16 protein-coding genes are annotated in these 16,365 nt (G+C 69.8%); 11 read left to right on the top strand and 5 right to left on the bottom strand.

The genetic code is table 11. From position 1 onward, the window contains the following. The first annotated feature begins 62 nt into the window (after nucleotides 1-62). From AC3EF3_RS02450 to AC3EF3_RS02400, 11 genes are all read left to right on the top strand, one after another. Entirely contained in the window at nucleotides 63-1,661 is a 1,599-nt protein-coding gene (locus AC3EF3_RS02450) for a protein kinase domain-containing protein (protein ID WP_488530570.1), read from the top strand. 58 nt (nucleotides 1,662-1,719) lie between these two features. Then, nucleotides 1,720-2,487, top strand: coding sequence for a serine/threonine-protein kinase (locus AC3EF3_RS02445; protein WP_488530569.1), 768 nt, complete (start codon nucleotides 1,720-1,722; stop codon nucleotides 2,485-2,487). Continuing rightward, a complete protein-coding gene (locus tag AC3EF3_RS02440; RefSeq protein ID WP_488530568.1) occupies nucleotides 2,484-3,395 on the top strand; it encodes a response regulator in 912 nt (303 codons plus the stop codon). Before AC3EF3_RS02445 ends, AC3EF3_RS02440 begins: the two co-directional genes overlap by 4 nt. Nucleotides 3,396-3,483: 88 nt before the next feature. Further along, a complete protein-coding gene (locus AC3EF3_RS02435) occupies nucleotides 3,484-3,843 on the top strand; it encodes a response regulator (RefSeq protein ID WP_488530567.1) in 360 nt (119 codons plus the stop codon). A gap of 8 nt (nucleotides 3,844-3,851) precedes the next feature. Next, nucleotides 3,852-5,846, top strand: a complete 1,995-nt coding sequence (locus AC3EF3_RS02430) for a chemotaxis protein CheA (RefSeq protein ID WP_488530566.1) — start codon at nucleotides 3,852-3,854, stop codon at nucleotides 5,844-5,846. A gap of 12 nt (nucleotides 5,847-5,858) precedes the next feature. Then, nucleotides 5,859-6,368: a chemotaxis protein CheW gene (locus tag AC3EF3_RS02425; protein WP_488530565.1), complete on the top strand. Its 510-nt coding sequence runs from the start codon at nucleotides 5,859-5,861 to the stop codon at nucleotides 6,366-6,368. Between the two features lie 23 nt (nucleotides 6,369-6,391). Beyond that, the gene (locus AC3EF3_RS02420) at nucleotides 6,392-7,723 is read left to right on the top strand and encodes a methyl-accepting chemotaxis protein (RefSeq protein WP_488530564.1); all 1,332 of its coding nucleotides are present in this window, start codon (nucleotides 6,392-6,394) and stop codon (nucleotides 7,721-7,723) included. 7 nt (nucleotides 7,724-7,730) lie between these two features. Continuing rightward, nucleotides 7,731-8,558 carry a CheR family methyltransferase gene (locus tag AC3EF3_RS02415; RefSeq protein WP_488530563.1) on the top strand — a complete coding sequence of 276 codons (828 nt, stop codon included), beginning with the start codon at nucleotides 7,731-7,733 and terminating at the stop codon, nucleotides 8,556-8,558. A gap of 4 nt (nucleotides 8,559-8,562) precedes the next feature. Then, the gene (gene cheD / locus AC3EF3_RS02410) at nucleotides 8,563-9,168 is read left to right on the top strand and encodes a chemoreceptor glutamine deamidase CheD (protein WP_488530562.1); all 606 of its coding nucleotides are present in this window, start codon (nucleotides 8,563-8,565) and stop codon (nucleotides 9,166-9,168) included. After that, entirely contained in the window at nucleotides 9,165-10,202 is a 1,038-nt protein-coding gene (locus AC3EF3_RS02405; RefSeq protein WP_488530561.1) for a protein-glutamate methylesterase/protein-glutamine glutaminase, read from the top strand. Before cheD ends, AC3EF3_RS02405 begins: the two co-directional genes overlap by 4 nt. A gap of 11 nt (nucleotides 10,203-10,213) precedes the next feature. Next, on the top strand, nucleotides 10,214-11,917 hold the full coding sequence (locus tag AC3EF3_RS02400) for a methyl-accepting chemotaxis protein (protein ID WP_488530560.1): 1,704 nt from the start codon (nucleotides 10,214-10,216) through the stop codon (nucleotides 11,915-11,917). Between the two features lie 12 nt (nucleotides 11,918-11,929). On the opposite strand, the gene pdeM is transcribed toward AC3EF3_RS02400, so the two are convergent. The 5 genes from pdeM to argB form a co-directional block, all read right to left on the bottom strand. Then, nucleotides 11,930-12,616, bottom strand: a complete 687-nt coding sequence (pdeM, locus tag AC3EF3_RS02395; protein WP_488530559.1) for a ligase-associated DNA damage response endonuclease PdeM — start codon at nucleotides 12,614-12,616, stop codon at nucleotides 11,930-11,932. 22 nt (nucleotides 12,617-12,638) lie between these two features. Next, nucleotides 12,639-13,274, bottom strand: a complete 636-nt coding sequence (slmA, locus tag AC3EF3_RS02390; protein WP_488530558.1) for a nucleoid occlusion factor SlmA — start codon at nucleotides 13,272-13,274, stop codon at nucleotides 12,639-12,641. Between the two features lie 69 nt (nucleotides 13,275-13,343). Then, nucleotides 13,344-14,717 carry an ATP-binding protein gene (locus AC3EF3_RS02385; protein WP_488533718.1) on the bottom strand — a complete coding sequence of 458 codons (1,374 nt, stop codon included), beginning with the start codon at nucleotides 14,715-14,717 and terminating at the stop codon, nucleotides 13,344-13,346. 47 nt (nucleotides 14,718-14,764) lie between these two features. Then, nucleotides 14,765-15,457: a response regulator transcription factor gene (locus AC3EF3_RS02380; RefSeq protein ID WP_488530557.1), complete on the bottom strand. Its 693-nt coding sequence runs from the start codon at nucleotides 15,455-15,457 to the stop codon at nucleotides 14,765-14,767. A 16-nt stretch (nucleotides 15,458-15,473) separates the two neighbouring features. Next, a complete protein-coding gene (gene argB, locus AC3EF3_RS02375; protein WP_488530556.1) occupies nucleotides 15,474-16,364 on the bottom strand; it encodes an acetylglutamate kinase in 891 nt (296 codons plus the stop codon). Nucleotide 16,365 lies beyond the last annotated feature (1 nt).

Below are 16,365 nucleotides of genomic sequence, written 5' to 3'. Positions count from 1 at the left end.
CCACGGAGACAAGGCAGGGTGCCGGCGTCCTTGCGGCGGCGGCATGCCGCAATGAAATGAACATGTCGGTCGAGTCGATCCAGCCGGCGGATACGCACTTCGCTCCCACGGAAGCAGCGCCCTTCGACGCGTTGCCGCAGTCCGTGCCAGCGGCGGCCCAGGCCTCGGCACAGGCGGGGGCCGAAGGGCAGCTCGCGACCATCATGTATGCGCGCGTGCGCCACTTCGCCGCGACCTGCCACACGATGGCCGGCGACGAGCTCACGAATTTCGTCAACGACGTGCGCCGGGTGCTGCAACGCGCGGCGCTCGAGCTGGGCGGCGAAGTCGCGCAGCGCAAGCCCGATTCGATCCTGTGCGTGTTCTCGCACCGGCCCGAGGACCGCTTGCCCGCACACGCGAAGCGCGCGCTGCACGCGGCCATCCTCACCGTCCATGAATGCGCGCAGCTCGCCAACCGGATCGCGGCACGGGCGCAGTCCGAAGGCTTGCCGCCATTGTCGATCGCCGTGGGCGTGCATCTGGGCCCGGCCGAAATCACGCCGCGCCCGAAGAAGCCGGGCATGGTGCACGCGACCGGCGAAGCCGTGGAGATCGCGCGGCTGCTGGAGGTGGTCGCGGCCGACCTGCACTGGAGCGTCGCGGCCTCGTTCAGCACGCGCCAAGCCGCCGGCACGCGCGTTGACTCGGGGCGCAGCGGCACGCTGGGACTGCCCGACGAAACGTTCCTCGAAGTAGTCGAGGTTTCCGGGCTCGTGCCTCGCCTGGGTTCGCGCACCCCGGAGAGCCACTACGCGGCGCTGCGCCAGTCGCTGCTGCGCAACCAGCAGTTCTCGCGCGCTGGATCCGATCCGGGCGCGAGCCCGCACATGCTGATCGAGGGCTATCGGCTGCTGCGCAAGATCGGCGAAGGCGGCGTGGCCACCGTCTACCTCGCCCAGCCGATGGCCGGCGGCGCGGCGCAGGTGCTGAAGGTGCTGCGCATGGACCGCGCCTCCAGCGGGGAAATGGACCTGCAGCGCTTCATCCAGGAATTCGCGCTGCTGGCGCAGATCGAGCACCCGAACGTCGCGCGCATCTTCAAGCAGGATTTCTCCGCGGGCTGCGCCTACATCGCGATGGAGTATTTCCCGCTGGGTGACCTGCGCTCGCACATGCGCAAGGCGCTCGACCCGGCGATCGGCCTGTACTATGTGCGGCAGGTCGCGGCGGGCCTGGAGGCGATCCACCAGGTCGGCATCGTGCATCGCGACCTCAAGCCCCACAACGTGATGCTGCGCCAGGACGGCATCCTCGCGATCACCGACTTCGGCATCGCCAAGCAGATGTCGATGAACCTCACCGACACCGGCGCGGGCGAGGTCGTGGGCACGCCCTATTACATCAGTCCCGAGCAGGCGCTCGGCCACCCGGTGGATGCACGCAGCGACATCTACAGCCTGGGCGTGATGATGGTGGAGCTGCTCACGGGCAAGCGCCCCTACCACGCCCCGACCGCACAGGAGCTGCTGGACATGCACATCCAAGCGCCGGTGCCCGTCCTGCCGGATGCGCTGCGGCACCTGCAGCCGGTGCTCGACCGCATGATGGCCAAGGACCCGCACCAGCGCTTCGCGTCGGCGACGCTGTTGCTGGACGCCCTGACGGAGCTCGGGGCATGAGCCGCACGGCCGCTCCGAAGGCTCATAGCACCGCAGCCCGCAGGGCGGAGGTTATCCAATGACCCCGCGCTACCGGCTTGAACGCGTGCTGGGCCGCGGGCGCCATGCGGGCCTGTGGCTCGCGGCCGACCTCGAGCGCCGCGACCAGGTGGCTCTGAAGATCGCGCCGCGCGGGTGCCTGCGCCGGGAATTCGACGCCTTGCGCACCCTGGAGAGCGAGTTCGTGCCGAAGGCGCGCGACTGCGGCGCGCTGCCCGACGGCCGGCCTTTCCTGGCGATGGAATACCTGGCCGATGGCGACGCGGCGCATGCCCGCTTGCCGCCCGATCGGATCGAGCGGGTGCTGCGCGGCGCAGCCGCGGCGCTGGCGGACGTGCATCGCCACGGCTGGGTGCACCGCGACGTGAAGCCCGCGCATTTCCTGCTGCGCGCAGGCGATGCCGTGGCCTTGTGCGACTTCGGCACCGCCGCTCGCGACGGCACGCGCGAGCCACGCAGCGCCCCCTGCGTCATCGGGACGCCGCGCTACGCCGCGCCCGAACAGATCGAAGGGGCTGCTGCCTCCACCGCGGCCGACGTGTACAGCTTCGGCGTCTGCGCCTTCGAGCTGCTCGCGGGCAAGCCGCCATTCCGGGGAGAAACATTGACAGAACTGTTCAGCCAGCACCTGCGCGCGCCCGTCCCGCGCCTGCCGCGCGAAGCCGCGCATTGGCAGGCGCTCGTCGACGCACTGCTCGCCAAGGAGCCTGCGCGGCGGCCCGCCGACGGCGGGGCCGTGGTCGCCCGGCTCGAGCGGTTCGCACCAGTGGTAGGAGAAGTATCGTGAACCTGGGTGACCAGTACCTCGTGGACGTGATCGGTTTCAACGACGTCGAGCGCTCCATGCTTTCCAGCATCTTCGCCCTCGCGGCGCGGCGCGACCCCGGCTTCGCGCAGTTCGAACCCGGCACGGCCGGCAGCAGCCCCGACCTGTACCTCATCGATGCCGACGATGCGGCCGCGTTCAGCGAGTTCCGCGCCTTGCACCGCCGCGCGACGCTGCCCGCCGTGCTGGTCGGCGCGAACGCGCAGGGCACCTCGCATGCCCTGCTGCCGCGGCCGCTGCAGTGGGCGCGACTGCTGCAGGCGCTCGAGGACGCGCTGCCCGGCGCGGACGACGACGGGACGATGCCCGGCTTCGCCAAGTCGCTGCCGGCGCCGGAGCCCGACCCGCGCCGCAGCCTCTCGGGCACCGATTCTTTCAGCCGCTCCCGCTCCAACACCGACACGCGCTCGAACACGAACACGCCTCGCGCCGCGGCGCCCACGCCCTCGCAGAAAAGGCGGCCGGTCACCGACAGGGTGCTGGTCGTCGACGACAACGCCACGGTGCGCGCCTTCATGGAAGCCAAGCTGGAGCCCTACGGCTTCGACGTCGACTTCGCCGAGACGGGCGAGGAGGCGATCGGCCTGTCGGGCAGCAACGAATACACCTGCGTGTTCCTCGACGTGGTGCTGCCCGGCATCGATGGCTACCAGGTCTGCAAGCTGATCAAGTCCAACAAGCAGGCGATCAGGAAGACGGCGGTGGTGATGCTCACCAGCCGCTCGTCGCCCTTCGACAAGCTGCGTGGCTCGCTCGCCGGCTGCGACGAGTACCTCACCAAGCCGCTGGACGAGGACCGGCTGCTGGAAGTGATCGCCAAATTCCTTCCCTCCGGCCGCAAGCACGCCGAACGCACCGAGGGCCGCTGAATGTTCACCCCCACGCTTTTCACTTCGTGTAATGCGCTGCCCCCCGCGGGGGCTTCAGCCTCCTTCGGGCGGCCGTGCGGAGGCTGACATGAAATCGATCCTGGTCGTGGACGACACGCGCTCGATGCGCAAGATGGTGGCCGCGGTGCTGGCGAACGCGGGTTACGAGGTGGCCGAGGCCGGCGACGGCGTCGAGGCGCTCGAACTCGCGAAGGGAAGGCGCTTCGACCTGGTCGTCACCGACCACAACATGCCCCGCATGGACGGCGTGACGCTGGTGCGCGAGTTGCGCGGCATGTCCCATTACGACCCGGTGGCGCTGATCGTGCTCTCCACCGAAGTCGACCCGGCGCTCAAGCAGAAGGGCCGCGATGCGGGCGCGACGGGCTGGATGGCCAAGCCGTTCGATCCGCAGCGCATGCTCGACATCGTCGCCAAGTTCATCTGAGGCACCGCATGTTCCAGGCCGCCGGCGCGTTTGCCGACCCGAAAGCGTACCGGGCGATCTTCTTCGAGGAAACGCAGGACCACCTGGCCGACGTCGAAGCCATCCTGCTGCGGCTGGAGCCGCACGCGCCTTGCCAACCCGAGCTGAACGCGATCTTCCGCGCCGTCCATTCGATCAAGGGCAGTGCGGCCATGCTCGATTGCGGCGACATCGCGCAGATGGCGCACCTGCAGGAGAACCTGCTGGACATCCTGCGCAAGCAGGAGCGCCCGGTCGAAGCCGGCGACATCCAGGCCATGCTCAAGGCCGGTGACGTGATCCGCGCGCAGACGCTCAGGCATCGAGGCGCCATCGACCACGCGCCCGATCCCTCGCCGGCCGAAGCGCTGCTGCGCGAACGGCTCGCGCGTCCGCGCGCCGATGCGAAGGACGGCGCCGCCGGCCCGGTACGACGCCAGTTCGCGGTGCGGCTCGGCCCGCTGGAACAGCCGATCGAGGACACCGACCTCGACATGATGCTCGCGGGCCTGGCCGAGATGGGCACGATCACCTCGCCCGCGATCGACAACGCGGCAGGCGGCAGCGTCGCGTTCGAGGTCGAGCTCGAAGGCACCGCCGACGACCTGCGCAGCGTCCTGTCGCTGCTGGTGGCGCCCGAACTGGTGTCCATCGAGAAGCCGGGGGCCGCCGGGACGTCGGCGGCCGCGCCCGTGCCGAACTGGCGGCCGCACGACGACCATGACGAATTCTTCATCGACCCCGAGGAGTTCCGGCGCAAGCGCGAGGAGCTGCTGAAGGACGACGGCGCCGATGAGGTGCCTGCGCCGGCCGTTGCAGCGGCCCCCGTCCCCGTGGAAGAGGACCTGCCCCTCGCGCCGCGCGACAGCGGCCTGATCCGCGTCTCGACCGAAAAGATCGACCAGCTCGTGAACCTCGTGGGCGAGCTCGTGATCACCGAAGCGATGCTGGCCCGCAGCGTCACGGAAAACGGCCTGGCGGACCTGGCGCGCCACACGCGCAACCTGCAGGAAGCGGTGCTCGCGATCCGCATGCTGCCGATCTCGCACGCCTTCTCGCGCTTCCCGCGCCTCGTGCACGAGCTGTCGGCGCGCCTGGGCAAGCAGGTGGAGCTGCGACTGGAGGGCGAGACGACCGAACTCGACCGCGGCCTGATCGAGAAGATCAGCGACCCGCTCACGCACCTCGTGCGCAACGCGGTGGACCACGGCCTGGAAACGCCGGGCATCCGCGTCGCCGAAGGCAAGGACCCGACGGGCACCTTGCGCCTGGCGGCGCGCCAACGCGGCGGCAACATCGTGATCGAGGTGAGCGACGACGGCCGCGGGCTGGACCGCGAACGCATCCTGGACAAGGCCGCGGAGCGCGGCATCCCGATCGCGGCGCACGCGCCGGACGAGGACGTCTGGGAACTGATCTTCGCGCCGGGTTTCTCCACGGCCGACCACGTCACCGACCTCTCGGGCCGCGGCGTGGGGATGGACGTGGTCCGGCGCAACATCAAGGCGCTGGGCGGCGCGATCGAGCTGGCGTCGCGACCGGGCGAAGGCACGACGGTGACGGTGAGCGTGCCGCTCACGCTCGCGATCATCGAGGCGATGATCATCTCCATCGCAGGCGCGATCTACGTGCTGCCGATCGCGGCCGTGATCGAGACGCTGAGCGTGCAGCCGGGCGACATCCACACGCTGCCGGGCCAGGGCGACACGCTGCGCGTGCGCGAGAGCTACCTGCCCGTGATCCACCTCGCGCGCGTCTTCCCGCCGCCGAACCCGTCCGCGCTGCCGGGCGGCATCGCCGTGATCGTCGACGCCGACGGGCGCCAGGCGGCGATGATCATCGACGAAGTGGTCGGCCAGCAGCAGGTCGTGGTCAAGAGCCTCGAAGCGAATTTCCGCAAGGTGCCGGGCCTGTCCGGCGCCACCGTGATGGGCGACGGCTCGGTCGCGCTGATCCTGGACGTCGCGCACATCATGCGCATGTGATTCGGAGACGACATGCAACCCGCAATGCAAGCATACAACTCGCGCGACGCGCGCCAGGCCGTGACGCCGAAGAAGGAATTCCTCACCTTCCGGCTCGGCGCGGAGAGCTACGGCATCGACATCCTGAAGGTGCAGGAGATCCGCGGCTACGAGCAGCCGACCACCATCGCCAACGCGCCGCCGTTCATCAAGGGCGTGATCAACCTGCGCGGCGTGATCGTGCCCATCCTCGACCTGCGCGTGAAGTTCCGCCTGCCCGAGACCCAGTACGACGAGTTCACGGTGGTGATCATCCTCAACGTCGCCTCGCGCGTGGTGGGCGTGGTCGTGGATTCAGTGTCCGACGTGCTCTCGCTGGACCCGGAGGCGATCCGCCCGACACCGGAATTCGCCTCGGCCACCTTCGACACGAAGTACATCACGGGCCTGGCGAACCTCGACGACGGCATGCTGATCATGCTGGACATCGAGAAGCTCATGACCTCCTCCGACATGGCGCTGGTCGACGCCGCGATGATGTAAGGGCCCGTGCGATGCTGAAAAGAGTGAGTCCCGAATTCGTCCTGCGGATGATCTTCGTCACCTTCCTGGCCGGTGCCGCGCTGACGGCGTGGGTCGGCTACCACGCGATGCAGGAAGCCCACGAGAGCGCGCTGATGGTGCTCAGGCGCGCGCAGCCCGCGCTGGCGCCGCAGTTCGCCAGCGACGCCGCACTGCGCGAAACCGCCGTCACCTGGGTACTTGGCGCGCTGCTGGCGATCGGCTTGGGCCTGGCCTTCTTCTTCCGCTGGTGGATCACCAGTGTCAACTCGGGGCCGCTGCGGATTGCACTGAAGCTCGTGCGGCGCGTGGCCGACGGCGACCTGACGGCGTCCACGCAAGGCGCGGACTTCCGTCATGTGCAGAGGTTCGCCGAGGCGCTCGACCGCATGACGGCCGGCCTGCGCAGGCTCGTCACGGACGTCGCGCACAGCGCGCGCACGGTGGCGGACACCAGCGCGCAGATCGCCCACGGCAACCTGGACCTGTCGCAGCGCACCGAGGAACAGGCCAGCACGCTGGAAGAAACCGCCAGCTCGATGGAGCAGCTCACCTCGACGGTCGCGCAGAACGCGGAGAACGCGCGGCAAGCCAGCCAGTTCGCGGTGGAAGCGTCCGAAGTGGCGCGCCGCGGCGGCCAGGTGGTGGGCCAGGTCGTGTCGACGATGAACGGCATCTCGGCGTCCTCGCGCAAGATCGAAGACATCATCGGCGTGATCGACGCGATCGCGTTCCAGACCAACATCCTCGCCCTCAATGCCGCGGTCGAAGCCGCGCGCGCCGGCGAACAGGGCCGCGGCTTCGCGGTGGTCGCCTCCGAGGTGCGCAACCTCGCGCAGCGCAGCGCCGCGGCGGCCAAGGAGATCAAGACGCTGATCGGCGACTCGGCCTCGCGCGTCGAGGCGGGCACGAAGCAGGTCGACGCCGCAGGCAGGACGATGGAGGAGATCGTCGACTCGGTGCGCAAGGTGAGCAACCTCGTCGCCGAGATCGCGGCGGCCAGCAAGGAACAGAGCGCGGGCATCGGCCAGATCAACACCGCCGTCGCCCAGATGGAACACGTCGTGCAGCAGAACGCCTCGCTGGTGGAGGAAGCCAGCGCCGCGACCGAGTCGATGAAGGAGCAGGCCGCCATGCTGCTGCAGGCGGTCTCCCGCTTCCACCTCGGCGAGGAAGCGTCGGCCCGCCGGCTCGAGCCGGCGCCGAGGGCGCAGCCGCTCACGCCGATCAAGGTCAAGCCGGGCGCGGTCGCGCTGCCACCCGCGTCCGTCGGCCTGAACGGCGCGCGCGTGCAGCGTCCCGCGGCCGATACATCGGGCCAGTGGGAAGAGTTCTGAGCCTGCCATGACGCTGCGCGACGTCGAGTCCCCGGCTCCCTTGAGGGAAGCCGACTTCGCGCTCGCCCGCCAGTTGATCGCGCAGTACGCGGGCATCAAGCTCAGCCCGCACAAGCGCTACATGGTCTACAACCGGCTCGTGCGGCGGCTGCGCGCGCGCGGCATGTCGGATTTCGGCGAATACCTGCGGCTGGTGCAGACGGACGTGACCGGCGAGCGCGAGGCCTTCGTCAACGCGCTGACGACCAACCTCACCGCGTTCTTCCGCGAGCCGCACCACTTCGAGCTGCTGGCCGGGCGCGCGAAGCTGCACCGCGAGCGCGAGCGCCGGCCGATGCGCGTGTGGTCCTCGGCCTGCTCGACCGGCGAGGAGCCGTGGTCGATCGCGATGACGCTGCGCGACGCCGGCTGCGAGGCGCAGATACTGGCCAGCGACATCGACACCGACGCGCTCGAGACCGCCGCTGCGGGCGTGTACGTTGCCGAGCGCATCGCCGACCTGCCGGCGCAGCAGCTGCGCGCGCATTTCCTGCGCGGCATCGGCGCGAACGAGGGCTGGGTGACGCTGCGTCCCGAGCTGCGCGGCATGGTGAAGTTCACGCAGCTGAATCTGCAGTCGCCGCAGTGGCCGGCGATGGAAGCCTTCGACGCGGTCTTCTGCCGCAATGTCGCGATCTATTTCGATCGCGAGGCGCAGAAGAAGCTGCTCGAGCGCTTCACGCGCGTGCTGCGCCCCGGCGGCCTGCTCGCCGTCGGCCACGCCGAGAGCTTCCCGGCGACGCATGCGTCGTTTCGCGCGTGCGGCCGCACGGCCTACGACTACCTGCCGGCCTGAGCGCATGGACCACCTGCCCGTCACGCGCCATCTCGACCGCGAGCTGCAAGTCGAGACCGTGAAGATCCTGCCCGGCCAGTACTACGCCGCGACGGGCGAAGGCTCGATTTCCACGCTGCTCGGCTCCTGCGTCTCGACCTGCCTGTGGGACCCGCTGCGCCGCATCGGCGGCATGAACCATTTCATGCTGCCCGGCGAGCCGGCGCAGGCTGCGTCCTCGCCCTGGGCGGTGTCGGCGCGCTTCGGTGTGTACGCGATGGAAGTGCTGATCAACGAGATGATCCACCTCGGCGCCGACCGCCGCCGGATGGTCGCCAAGGTGTTTGGCGGCGCGCAGGTGCTGCAGGGCTTCGACAAGCTCGACGTGGGCGCGATGAACGCGCGTTTCGTGCTGGAGTTCCTGCGCGAGGAAGGCATCCCGATCGCCGCGCAGGACCTGCTGGGCGTGTCGCCGCGCAAGGTGCACTTCTTCCCGGCGACCGGCAAGGCGCAGGTCAAGCGCCTGCACCTGCAGCCGGGTGACGGCGTGGAACAGCAGGAGCGCGAGTACCTGCAGCGGCTGGGCAGGTCGGCCGGCGGCGAGATCGAGATGTTCGAGGCGCCGCGATGATCCGCGTTCTGGTCGTCGACGATTCCGCCGTGATGCGCAGCATGCTCGCCGGCGTGATCGGGGCGCAGGCCGACATGGAGGTGGCCGGCGTGGTCTCCGACCCGGTGCTCGCGATCGACCGCATCCGCCGCCAGGCGCCCGACGTGATCACGCTGGACGTCGAGATGCCGCGCATGAACGGGCTCGATTTCCTGCGCAACCTGATGGCCGTGCGGCCGCTGCCGGTCGTCATGGTCTCGTCGCTCACGCGCGACGGCGCCGAAGCGACGATGCGTGCGCTGGAGCTCGGGGCGGTGGACTTCGTCCCCAAGCCGGCGTCGGCCGCGGAGTTCGACGGCCTGGGTCCGGTGATCGCGGACAAGATCCGTGCCGCGGCGCAGGCCCGCGTCGTGCGCCGGCATCGGCCCGGTTCCACCGCGCCGCTCGCGCAGCAGCAGAAACCGCTGCCGGCGACCGCGGGCACGCTCGGCTCGATCATCGGCATCGGCGCGTCGACCGGCGGCGTGGAAGCGCTGCGCGAGATCCTGCCCCAGCTTCCCGCGGGCATTCCGCCCGTGCTCATCGCGCAGCACATGCTGCCCGGCTTCACGCCCGCCTTCGCGCGGCGCCTGGATTCGCTGTGCGCGATCGCCGTCAAGGAAGCGCAGGACGGCGAAGTCGCGCTCGGCGGCGTGGCGTACGTCGCGCCGGGCGGGCGGCACTTGCTGCTCGCCCGGCGAGCGGCCAGTTACGTGCTGCGGCTGTCGGACGAGCCGCCGGTCAACCGGCACCGTCCTTCGGTCGACACGCTGTTCCGCTCGATGCTGCAGGCCGCCGGCAGCGATGCCATCGCGCTCCTGCTCACGGGCATGGGCGACGATGGCGCGCGGGCCCTGCTGGCGCTGCGCACGGCGGGCGCCACCACGCTCGCGCAGGACCAAGCCACCAGCGTCGTTTTCGGCATGCCCCGGCAAGCCATCGAACTGGGCGCGGCCGGCGAAGTGCTGGCGCTCCCCGACATTGCCCCGCGGCTGCGCGCCATCACCGAAATTTGAGAGGAGATCCCATGTTCCGACAGACCACCATCACGCAACGCCTGCTCCTGGGTTTCGGCACTGTCATCGGCTTGCTCGTCGCGGTGATCGCCGCGGGGCTGGTCTATTTCAACTCGCTGACGCGCCAGGTCGACGTGCTCGCGAACGACCGCATCCCGCAGGTCACGGCGGCAGGGCGATGGGAAGCTTCCGTGCTGCGCGCGGCGCGCGACATGCAGACCGTGTTCGTGCTCACCGAAGAGACGGAACAGCAGCAGCAGATCGCGGCGCTGAAAGTCGCGCGCGAGGAGCAGGCGAACCTGGCGGCCCAGATGCGCGAGCTCGCCACCACCGAGCAGGCACGGGCGCTGCTCGCCCAGATCGAGGAGGCTCGCAAGAACTGGGTGGAAGCGGAGTCGGAGGTGATCGCGCAGGTCGAGGCCGGTCACATCTTCGAAGCCCGGGTGATCCTGCTCGGGAAGGCGCGCAGCAGCCAGGGCGAGTACCAGGCCGCGATCACCAAACTGTCGGCGTTCTTCGGCGAGGACGCGCGGCAGATGGCGAGGAATTCCTCCCTGGCCTACCAGCGCAGCATCGGCGTCTTCGTGATCGCCGCCCTCCTGTGCGTGGCCGCGGCCATCGCGATCGCGCTGGCGATCTCGCGCAGCATCCGCCGCCAGCTGGGCGGCGAGCCCGATTACGTCCGCTCGGTCGTCAAGCAGGTGGCGGGCGGCGACCTCACGGTGGATGTCCGGCTCGAGGCCGGCGACCGGCACAGCCTGCTGTCCGCGATGCGCGAGATGGTCGACAGCCTGCGCATGACGGTGGGCGAAACGACGCGCGGCGCCCAGTCGGTCGCCGACACCAGCGCGCAGATCGCACAGGGCAACCTCGACCTGTCGCAGCGCACCGAGGAGCAGGCCAGCACGCTGGAGGAAGCGGCCGCTTCGATGGAGGAGCTCACTGCCACCGTGCAGCACAACGCGCAGAACGCGAAGCAGGCCAGCCAGCTCGCGATGGAAGCGTCGGACACGGCGCGCAAGGGCGGCGCCGCCGTGGACGACGTCGTCAACACGATGGACGACATCCTCGATTCGTCCCGCAAGATCGGCGACATCATCGGCGTGATCGACGGCATCGCTTTCCAGACCAACATCCTCGCGCTGAACGCCGCGGTGGAAGCCGCCCGCGCCGGCGAGCAGGGCCGCGGCTTCGCGGTGGTCGCCACCGAGGTGCGAAATCTCGCGCATCGCAGTGCCGCCGCGGCCAAGGAAATCAAGGCGCTCATCGCCGATTCGACGCAGAAGGTGCAGGCCGGCTCGAGTCGCGTCGATGCGGCCGGCCACACCATGACGGGCGTCGTGCTGTCGGTCAAGAAGGTGACCGATCTCATCGCCGAGATCGCGGCCGCCAGCCAGGAGCAGAGCATGAAGATCGCGCAGGTGAGCACGGCCGTGAAGCAGATGGACACGGTGGTCCAGCAGAACGCGTCGCTGGTGGAGGAAGCCGCGGCCGCGACCGAATCGATGAAGGACCAGGCGAACACGCTGCTGGGCATCGTCTCGCGCTTCCAGCTCGGCGAGGCACCGACGATGGACATCGGCGACCCGCATGCGTTGCTCGAAGCGGCCAAGGCCGTGATGGAGCCCGCGCCGATCCGCGTGCGTCCGGCCGCTGCCGTGCCGTACTCCCCCGGAATCAGGAAGGTCGGCGCCAACGGCTGGAAAGAGTTCTAGGAGCCTGGGCTCCTAGGCGACCGGCAAGGCGGGCAGCGCCCGCACGACCTTGTCGGCCACCGGGAAGATCCGGTCGCCCGCGCGCGGCTCGATCCGGTGCATGCCGGTGAAACTGCCGAAGGCGGGCAGCACGCCAACGGCGTTCTGGGGCAGCGCGCCGCTGTCGTCGCCGAACCAGAAGCACGGCAGCCGCAGCCGCTCGAACGCGCGGCCGCTCACGCTGATGCAGGGATGCCAGTGGCCGGCGACGACATAGGCGCCCGCGACCGGCCTTGGGTGATGGCACAACGCGAACGGCCCGAGCGGCAGCGGCTCGTCGACCACGCGGATGTCGAGTTGCGGCGGCGGGTCGCCCGCACGGTCGTCGTGGTTGCCGCGCACCAGCGTGAGTTCGAGCGCGGCGTTGTCGTCGCGCCAGCGCGCCAGCGTGGCCAGCGTGTCCGCCGCATGCGAGCGCCTGGAATGCAGGAAGTCGCCCAGGAACACGATGCGCCGGGCGCCGGTGTCCTGCACGGCCTGCGACAGCGTGGCCAGCGTCCCCGCGGTCGTGCCTTCGGGCACGGGCACGCCGAGCTGGCGGAAGCTGACGGCCTTGCCGAAATGCGCGTCGGCGACCAGCAGCGTGCGATGGGCGGACAGGCAGGCTGCGCCGCTCGGATGGAGAACGACATCGGCGGCGGCGACCGAGACGCGGAGCATGGACTGCTTGCTCCCTGGCGAATCAGAGCATGCGCGTGAGGCAGGCGTCCAGGTGTTCCGAAGGCGCGCGCCTGAAGCCCGAGCGGGCGAAGCGCTGCAGGCGACCGACCACGAAGGCGGTGAGCAGCGAGGCGCGCACCTGCGCATCGACGCTGGGCGTCGCCGATTCGGGATCGGCCGCGGCGCGCAGGCTCTGCTTGAGCGCCGATTCCACCTTGTCGAAGAACAGGTTCATGCGCTGCTGCAGGCGTTCGTTCTCGTACACCAGCGCGTCGCCGACCATGACACGCGTCATGCCGGGGTTCTTCTCGGCGAACTGGAGCAGCATCGCCACCGTCCTGGCGGCCTGTACGGCGCCGGCCGGCTCGCGCTCGGCGATCTGGTTGATCAACGTGAAGACGCTCTGCTCGATGAATTCGATCAGGCCTTCGAACATCTGGGCCTTGCTCGCGAAATGGCGGTACAGCGCGGCCTCGCTCACCTCGAGCTTGGCCGCGAGGGCGGCCGTCGTGATGCGCTCGGCCCCGGGCTGCTCCAGCATGGTCGCCAGCGCCTCGAGGATCTGCACCCGCCGCTCGCCCGGCTTGGGCCGCTTGCGGGCCGGGGCCGCTTCGGGGGCCACGGAGGAATCGGGGGGGCTCAGGGGCGCGTCGGACATGAGGTGGTGCTCTACAGTTGAGTCCATTCTCGCACAGCCCCTACGCGGGTTTCTCCGGATAGTGCGCGCTTACCCCGGCAGCGCCAGCGAGACCTTCAGTCCGCGGCCTCCCGCGCCCTCCGACAGCTCCAGGTGCCCGTGATGCAGGCGCGCGATCTCGTTGGCGATCGCCAGGCCCAGGCCATTGCCCTCGCCCTGCGTGCCTTGCACGCGATAGAAGCGCTCGAGCACGCGCTGGCGCTCGCCTGTCGCGATGCCGGGACCGTCGTCCTCGACCTCCATGAAGGCGACGCCCTGGCGCGCGCCGCAGCGGATCGTCACGGTGCCGTGGGCCGGCGTGTACTTGACGGCGTTGTCCACGAGGTTGGCCAGCGCTTCGCGCAGCAGCCATTCGTGACCATGCACGGTCGCGGCCTGCGCATCGAGGCCCAGGTCGATCTGCTTGCTGGTTGCCGCGTCGAGGCGATGCTCCAGGATGTCCTCGCACAGCGCCTTCAGTTGAACCTCCTGCGTCGGCTGCGCGTGCATCGCGCGGGCGTCGGCACGCGAGAGCGCCAGCAGCTGGTTCGCCAGTTGCGAGGTCCGGCGCGTGGCATTGCGCAATTTGGTGACCTCGTCGGCCACGAGCCGAACCGTGCCGTCGCCGCCCGGGTTCGCCTGCGCCGCCTGCGCCCAGGCCTCGACCTGCGCCTGCAGGCCCGCGAGCGGGGTGCGCAACTGGTGCGCGGCGTCGGCGATGAAGCGGCGCTGGCTGTCGGCCTGTGCGTTCACCAGCTCGAACAGGCGATTGAGCGAATGCACCAGCGGGCGAACCTCTTCGGGCGACGCGCGCTCGTCGATCGAGGACAGGTCGCGCGGCGATCGGGATTCGACCGCCTCGCGCAATTGGAGGAGGGGCCTGAGCGCGCGCTCCACGGCCCAGCGCATCCCGAACGCCGCCACCGTGAGGAGGACCAGGTTGGGCAGCAGCACCTTGATCAGGATCGAGCGGGCCCATTGCTGGCGCGCGTCGGCGCCGTCGGCCAGCGCGACCACCACTTCGCCGATCACCGCCGGCTCGCGCTGGCGCACGATCCGCCAGGTCGCGCCGCCCTCTTCCTCGCTGTGGAACTCGGGCTCGGGCGAGGTCGGCGCGAGGTCGCACAGCCAGGCGTCGCCGCGCAGGATCTTGCCGTCGAGGTCGCACACCGCATAGGCGGACGAGCGGCCCAGCAGGAATTCCTCCACCGGCGGCGCCAGCAGGAGCACCGGCGGCGCGCCGGGCGCCTGCCCTTCGCCGATGATGGAATCGGCCAGCAGCGGCAGCAAGGCGAGCAGGCGCTGGTCCTGCTGGCCCGCCACGCTGCCGGCCGCGCGGTAGTCGAACCACGCATTGATCATCGCGAGCAGCAGCAGGGGCACGAGCAGCAGGATGAACAGGCGCCGGCGCAGGCCCGAGGTCATGCCGAGCGCCGCACTCGCGCGGCGCCGCGGCGGAACGAAATGCAGCGTCACGAGGCGGCCAGCTCGAGCCGGTAGCCGAAGCCGCGGATCGAGCGCAGCGCGACGCCGTGCGGCTCGAGCTTGCCGCGCAGGCGCGAGATGTAGACCTCCACGGCGTTGGGCGTGATCTCGCGGTCCCAGCCGGTCAGCGCCTGCAACAGCTTTTCCTTGCTGGCCGGCTTGGGCGCATTGATCAGGAGGTACTCCAGCACCGTCCATTCGCGCGGGCCGAGCTCCAGTGCCGTCTCCTGGTCGTCATGCTTGGCCAGCGCGCGCCGGTTCGCCGTATCGAGTTCGATCGGACCGAAGGTGAGCACGGCGCTGGTCGCCGCCTGCGACCGGCGCAGCAGCGCGCGCAGGCGCGCGAGCAGCTCCGGCAGTTCGTAGGGCTTGACCATGTAGTCGTCGGCGCCGAGGTCCAGGCCCTGCACGCGGTCCTGCAGCGCGTCGCGCGCGGTGAGGATCAGCACCGGCATCGCCGGGTTCGCCATCTCCGGGCGGCGCAGGCGTTTGGTGAGCTCCAGGCCGTCCATGCGCGGCAGGCCGATGTCGATGATCGCGGCGTCGAACACCTCGGTGCGCAACACCTCCTCGGCGCGCTCGCCGCTGCCGACCCAGTCGACCGTGTAGCCGGCGTCGGTCAGGCCCAGCTTGATGCCGCTGGCGACCATGACATCGTCTTCGACGAGCAGCAGACGCATGGGAAGAAAACCGCGCTCAGTGCGAGCGGATCATGGTGCCGTACGCCTGGTCCGTGAGGATTTCCAGCAGCATGGCATGCGGCACGCGTCCGTCGATGATGTGCACGGCGTTGACGCCGCTCCTGGCCGCATCGAGCGCTCCGCTGATCTTGGGCAGCATACCGCCCGAGATGGTGCCGTCGGCGAAGAGCTCGTCGATCTCGCGCGCCGACAGCTCGGTGAGCAGGTTGCCCGACTTGTCCAGCACGCCCGGCGTGTTCGTGAGCAGCATCAGCTTCTCGGCCTGCAGCACCGTGGCCAGCTTGCCGGCGACCACATCGGCGTTGATGTTGTAGCTCTCGTTCTCCTCGCCGAAACCGATCGGCGAGATGACGGGGATGAACTGGTCGTCCTGCAGCGCCTTCACCACCGAGGGGTCGATCGCGATGATGTCGCCGACCTGGCCGACGTCGTGCTCCTTGGTCGGGTCCTGGTTGTCGACCATCTTGAGCTTGCGGGCGCGGATCATCCCGCCGTCGCGGCCCGTGAGGCCGACGGCCTTGCCGCCGGCCTGGCTGATCAGGCCGACGATGTCCTGCTGCACCTCGCCGGCCAGCACCCATTCGACCACTTCCATCGTCTCGGCATCCGTCACCCGCATGCCCTGGATGAACTGGCCCTTCTTGCCCAGGCGGTTGAGCGCCTGCTCGATCTGCGGTCCGCCGCCGTGCACGACCACCGGGTTCATGCCCACCAGCTTGAGCAGCACCACGTCCTCGGCGAAGTCCGCCTGCAGCTCGGGATCGGTCATGGCGTTGCCGCCGTACTTGATGACGATGGTCTTGCCGTGGAAGCGGCGGATGTAGGGCAGCGCCTGCGCGAGGATTTCGGCCTTCTCACGCGGCGTGATGTGCTTCAGGTCGGTCATG

The sequence above is a fragment of the Ramlibacter sp. GS1-15 genome (genome assembly GCF_057785015.1).
This window is presented reverse-complemented; position numbering and strand designations above follow the sequence as displayed.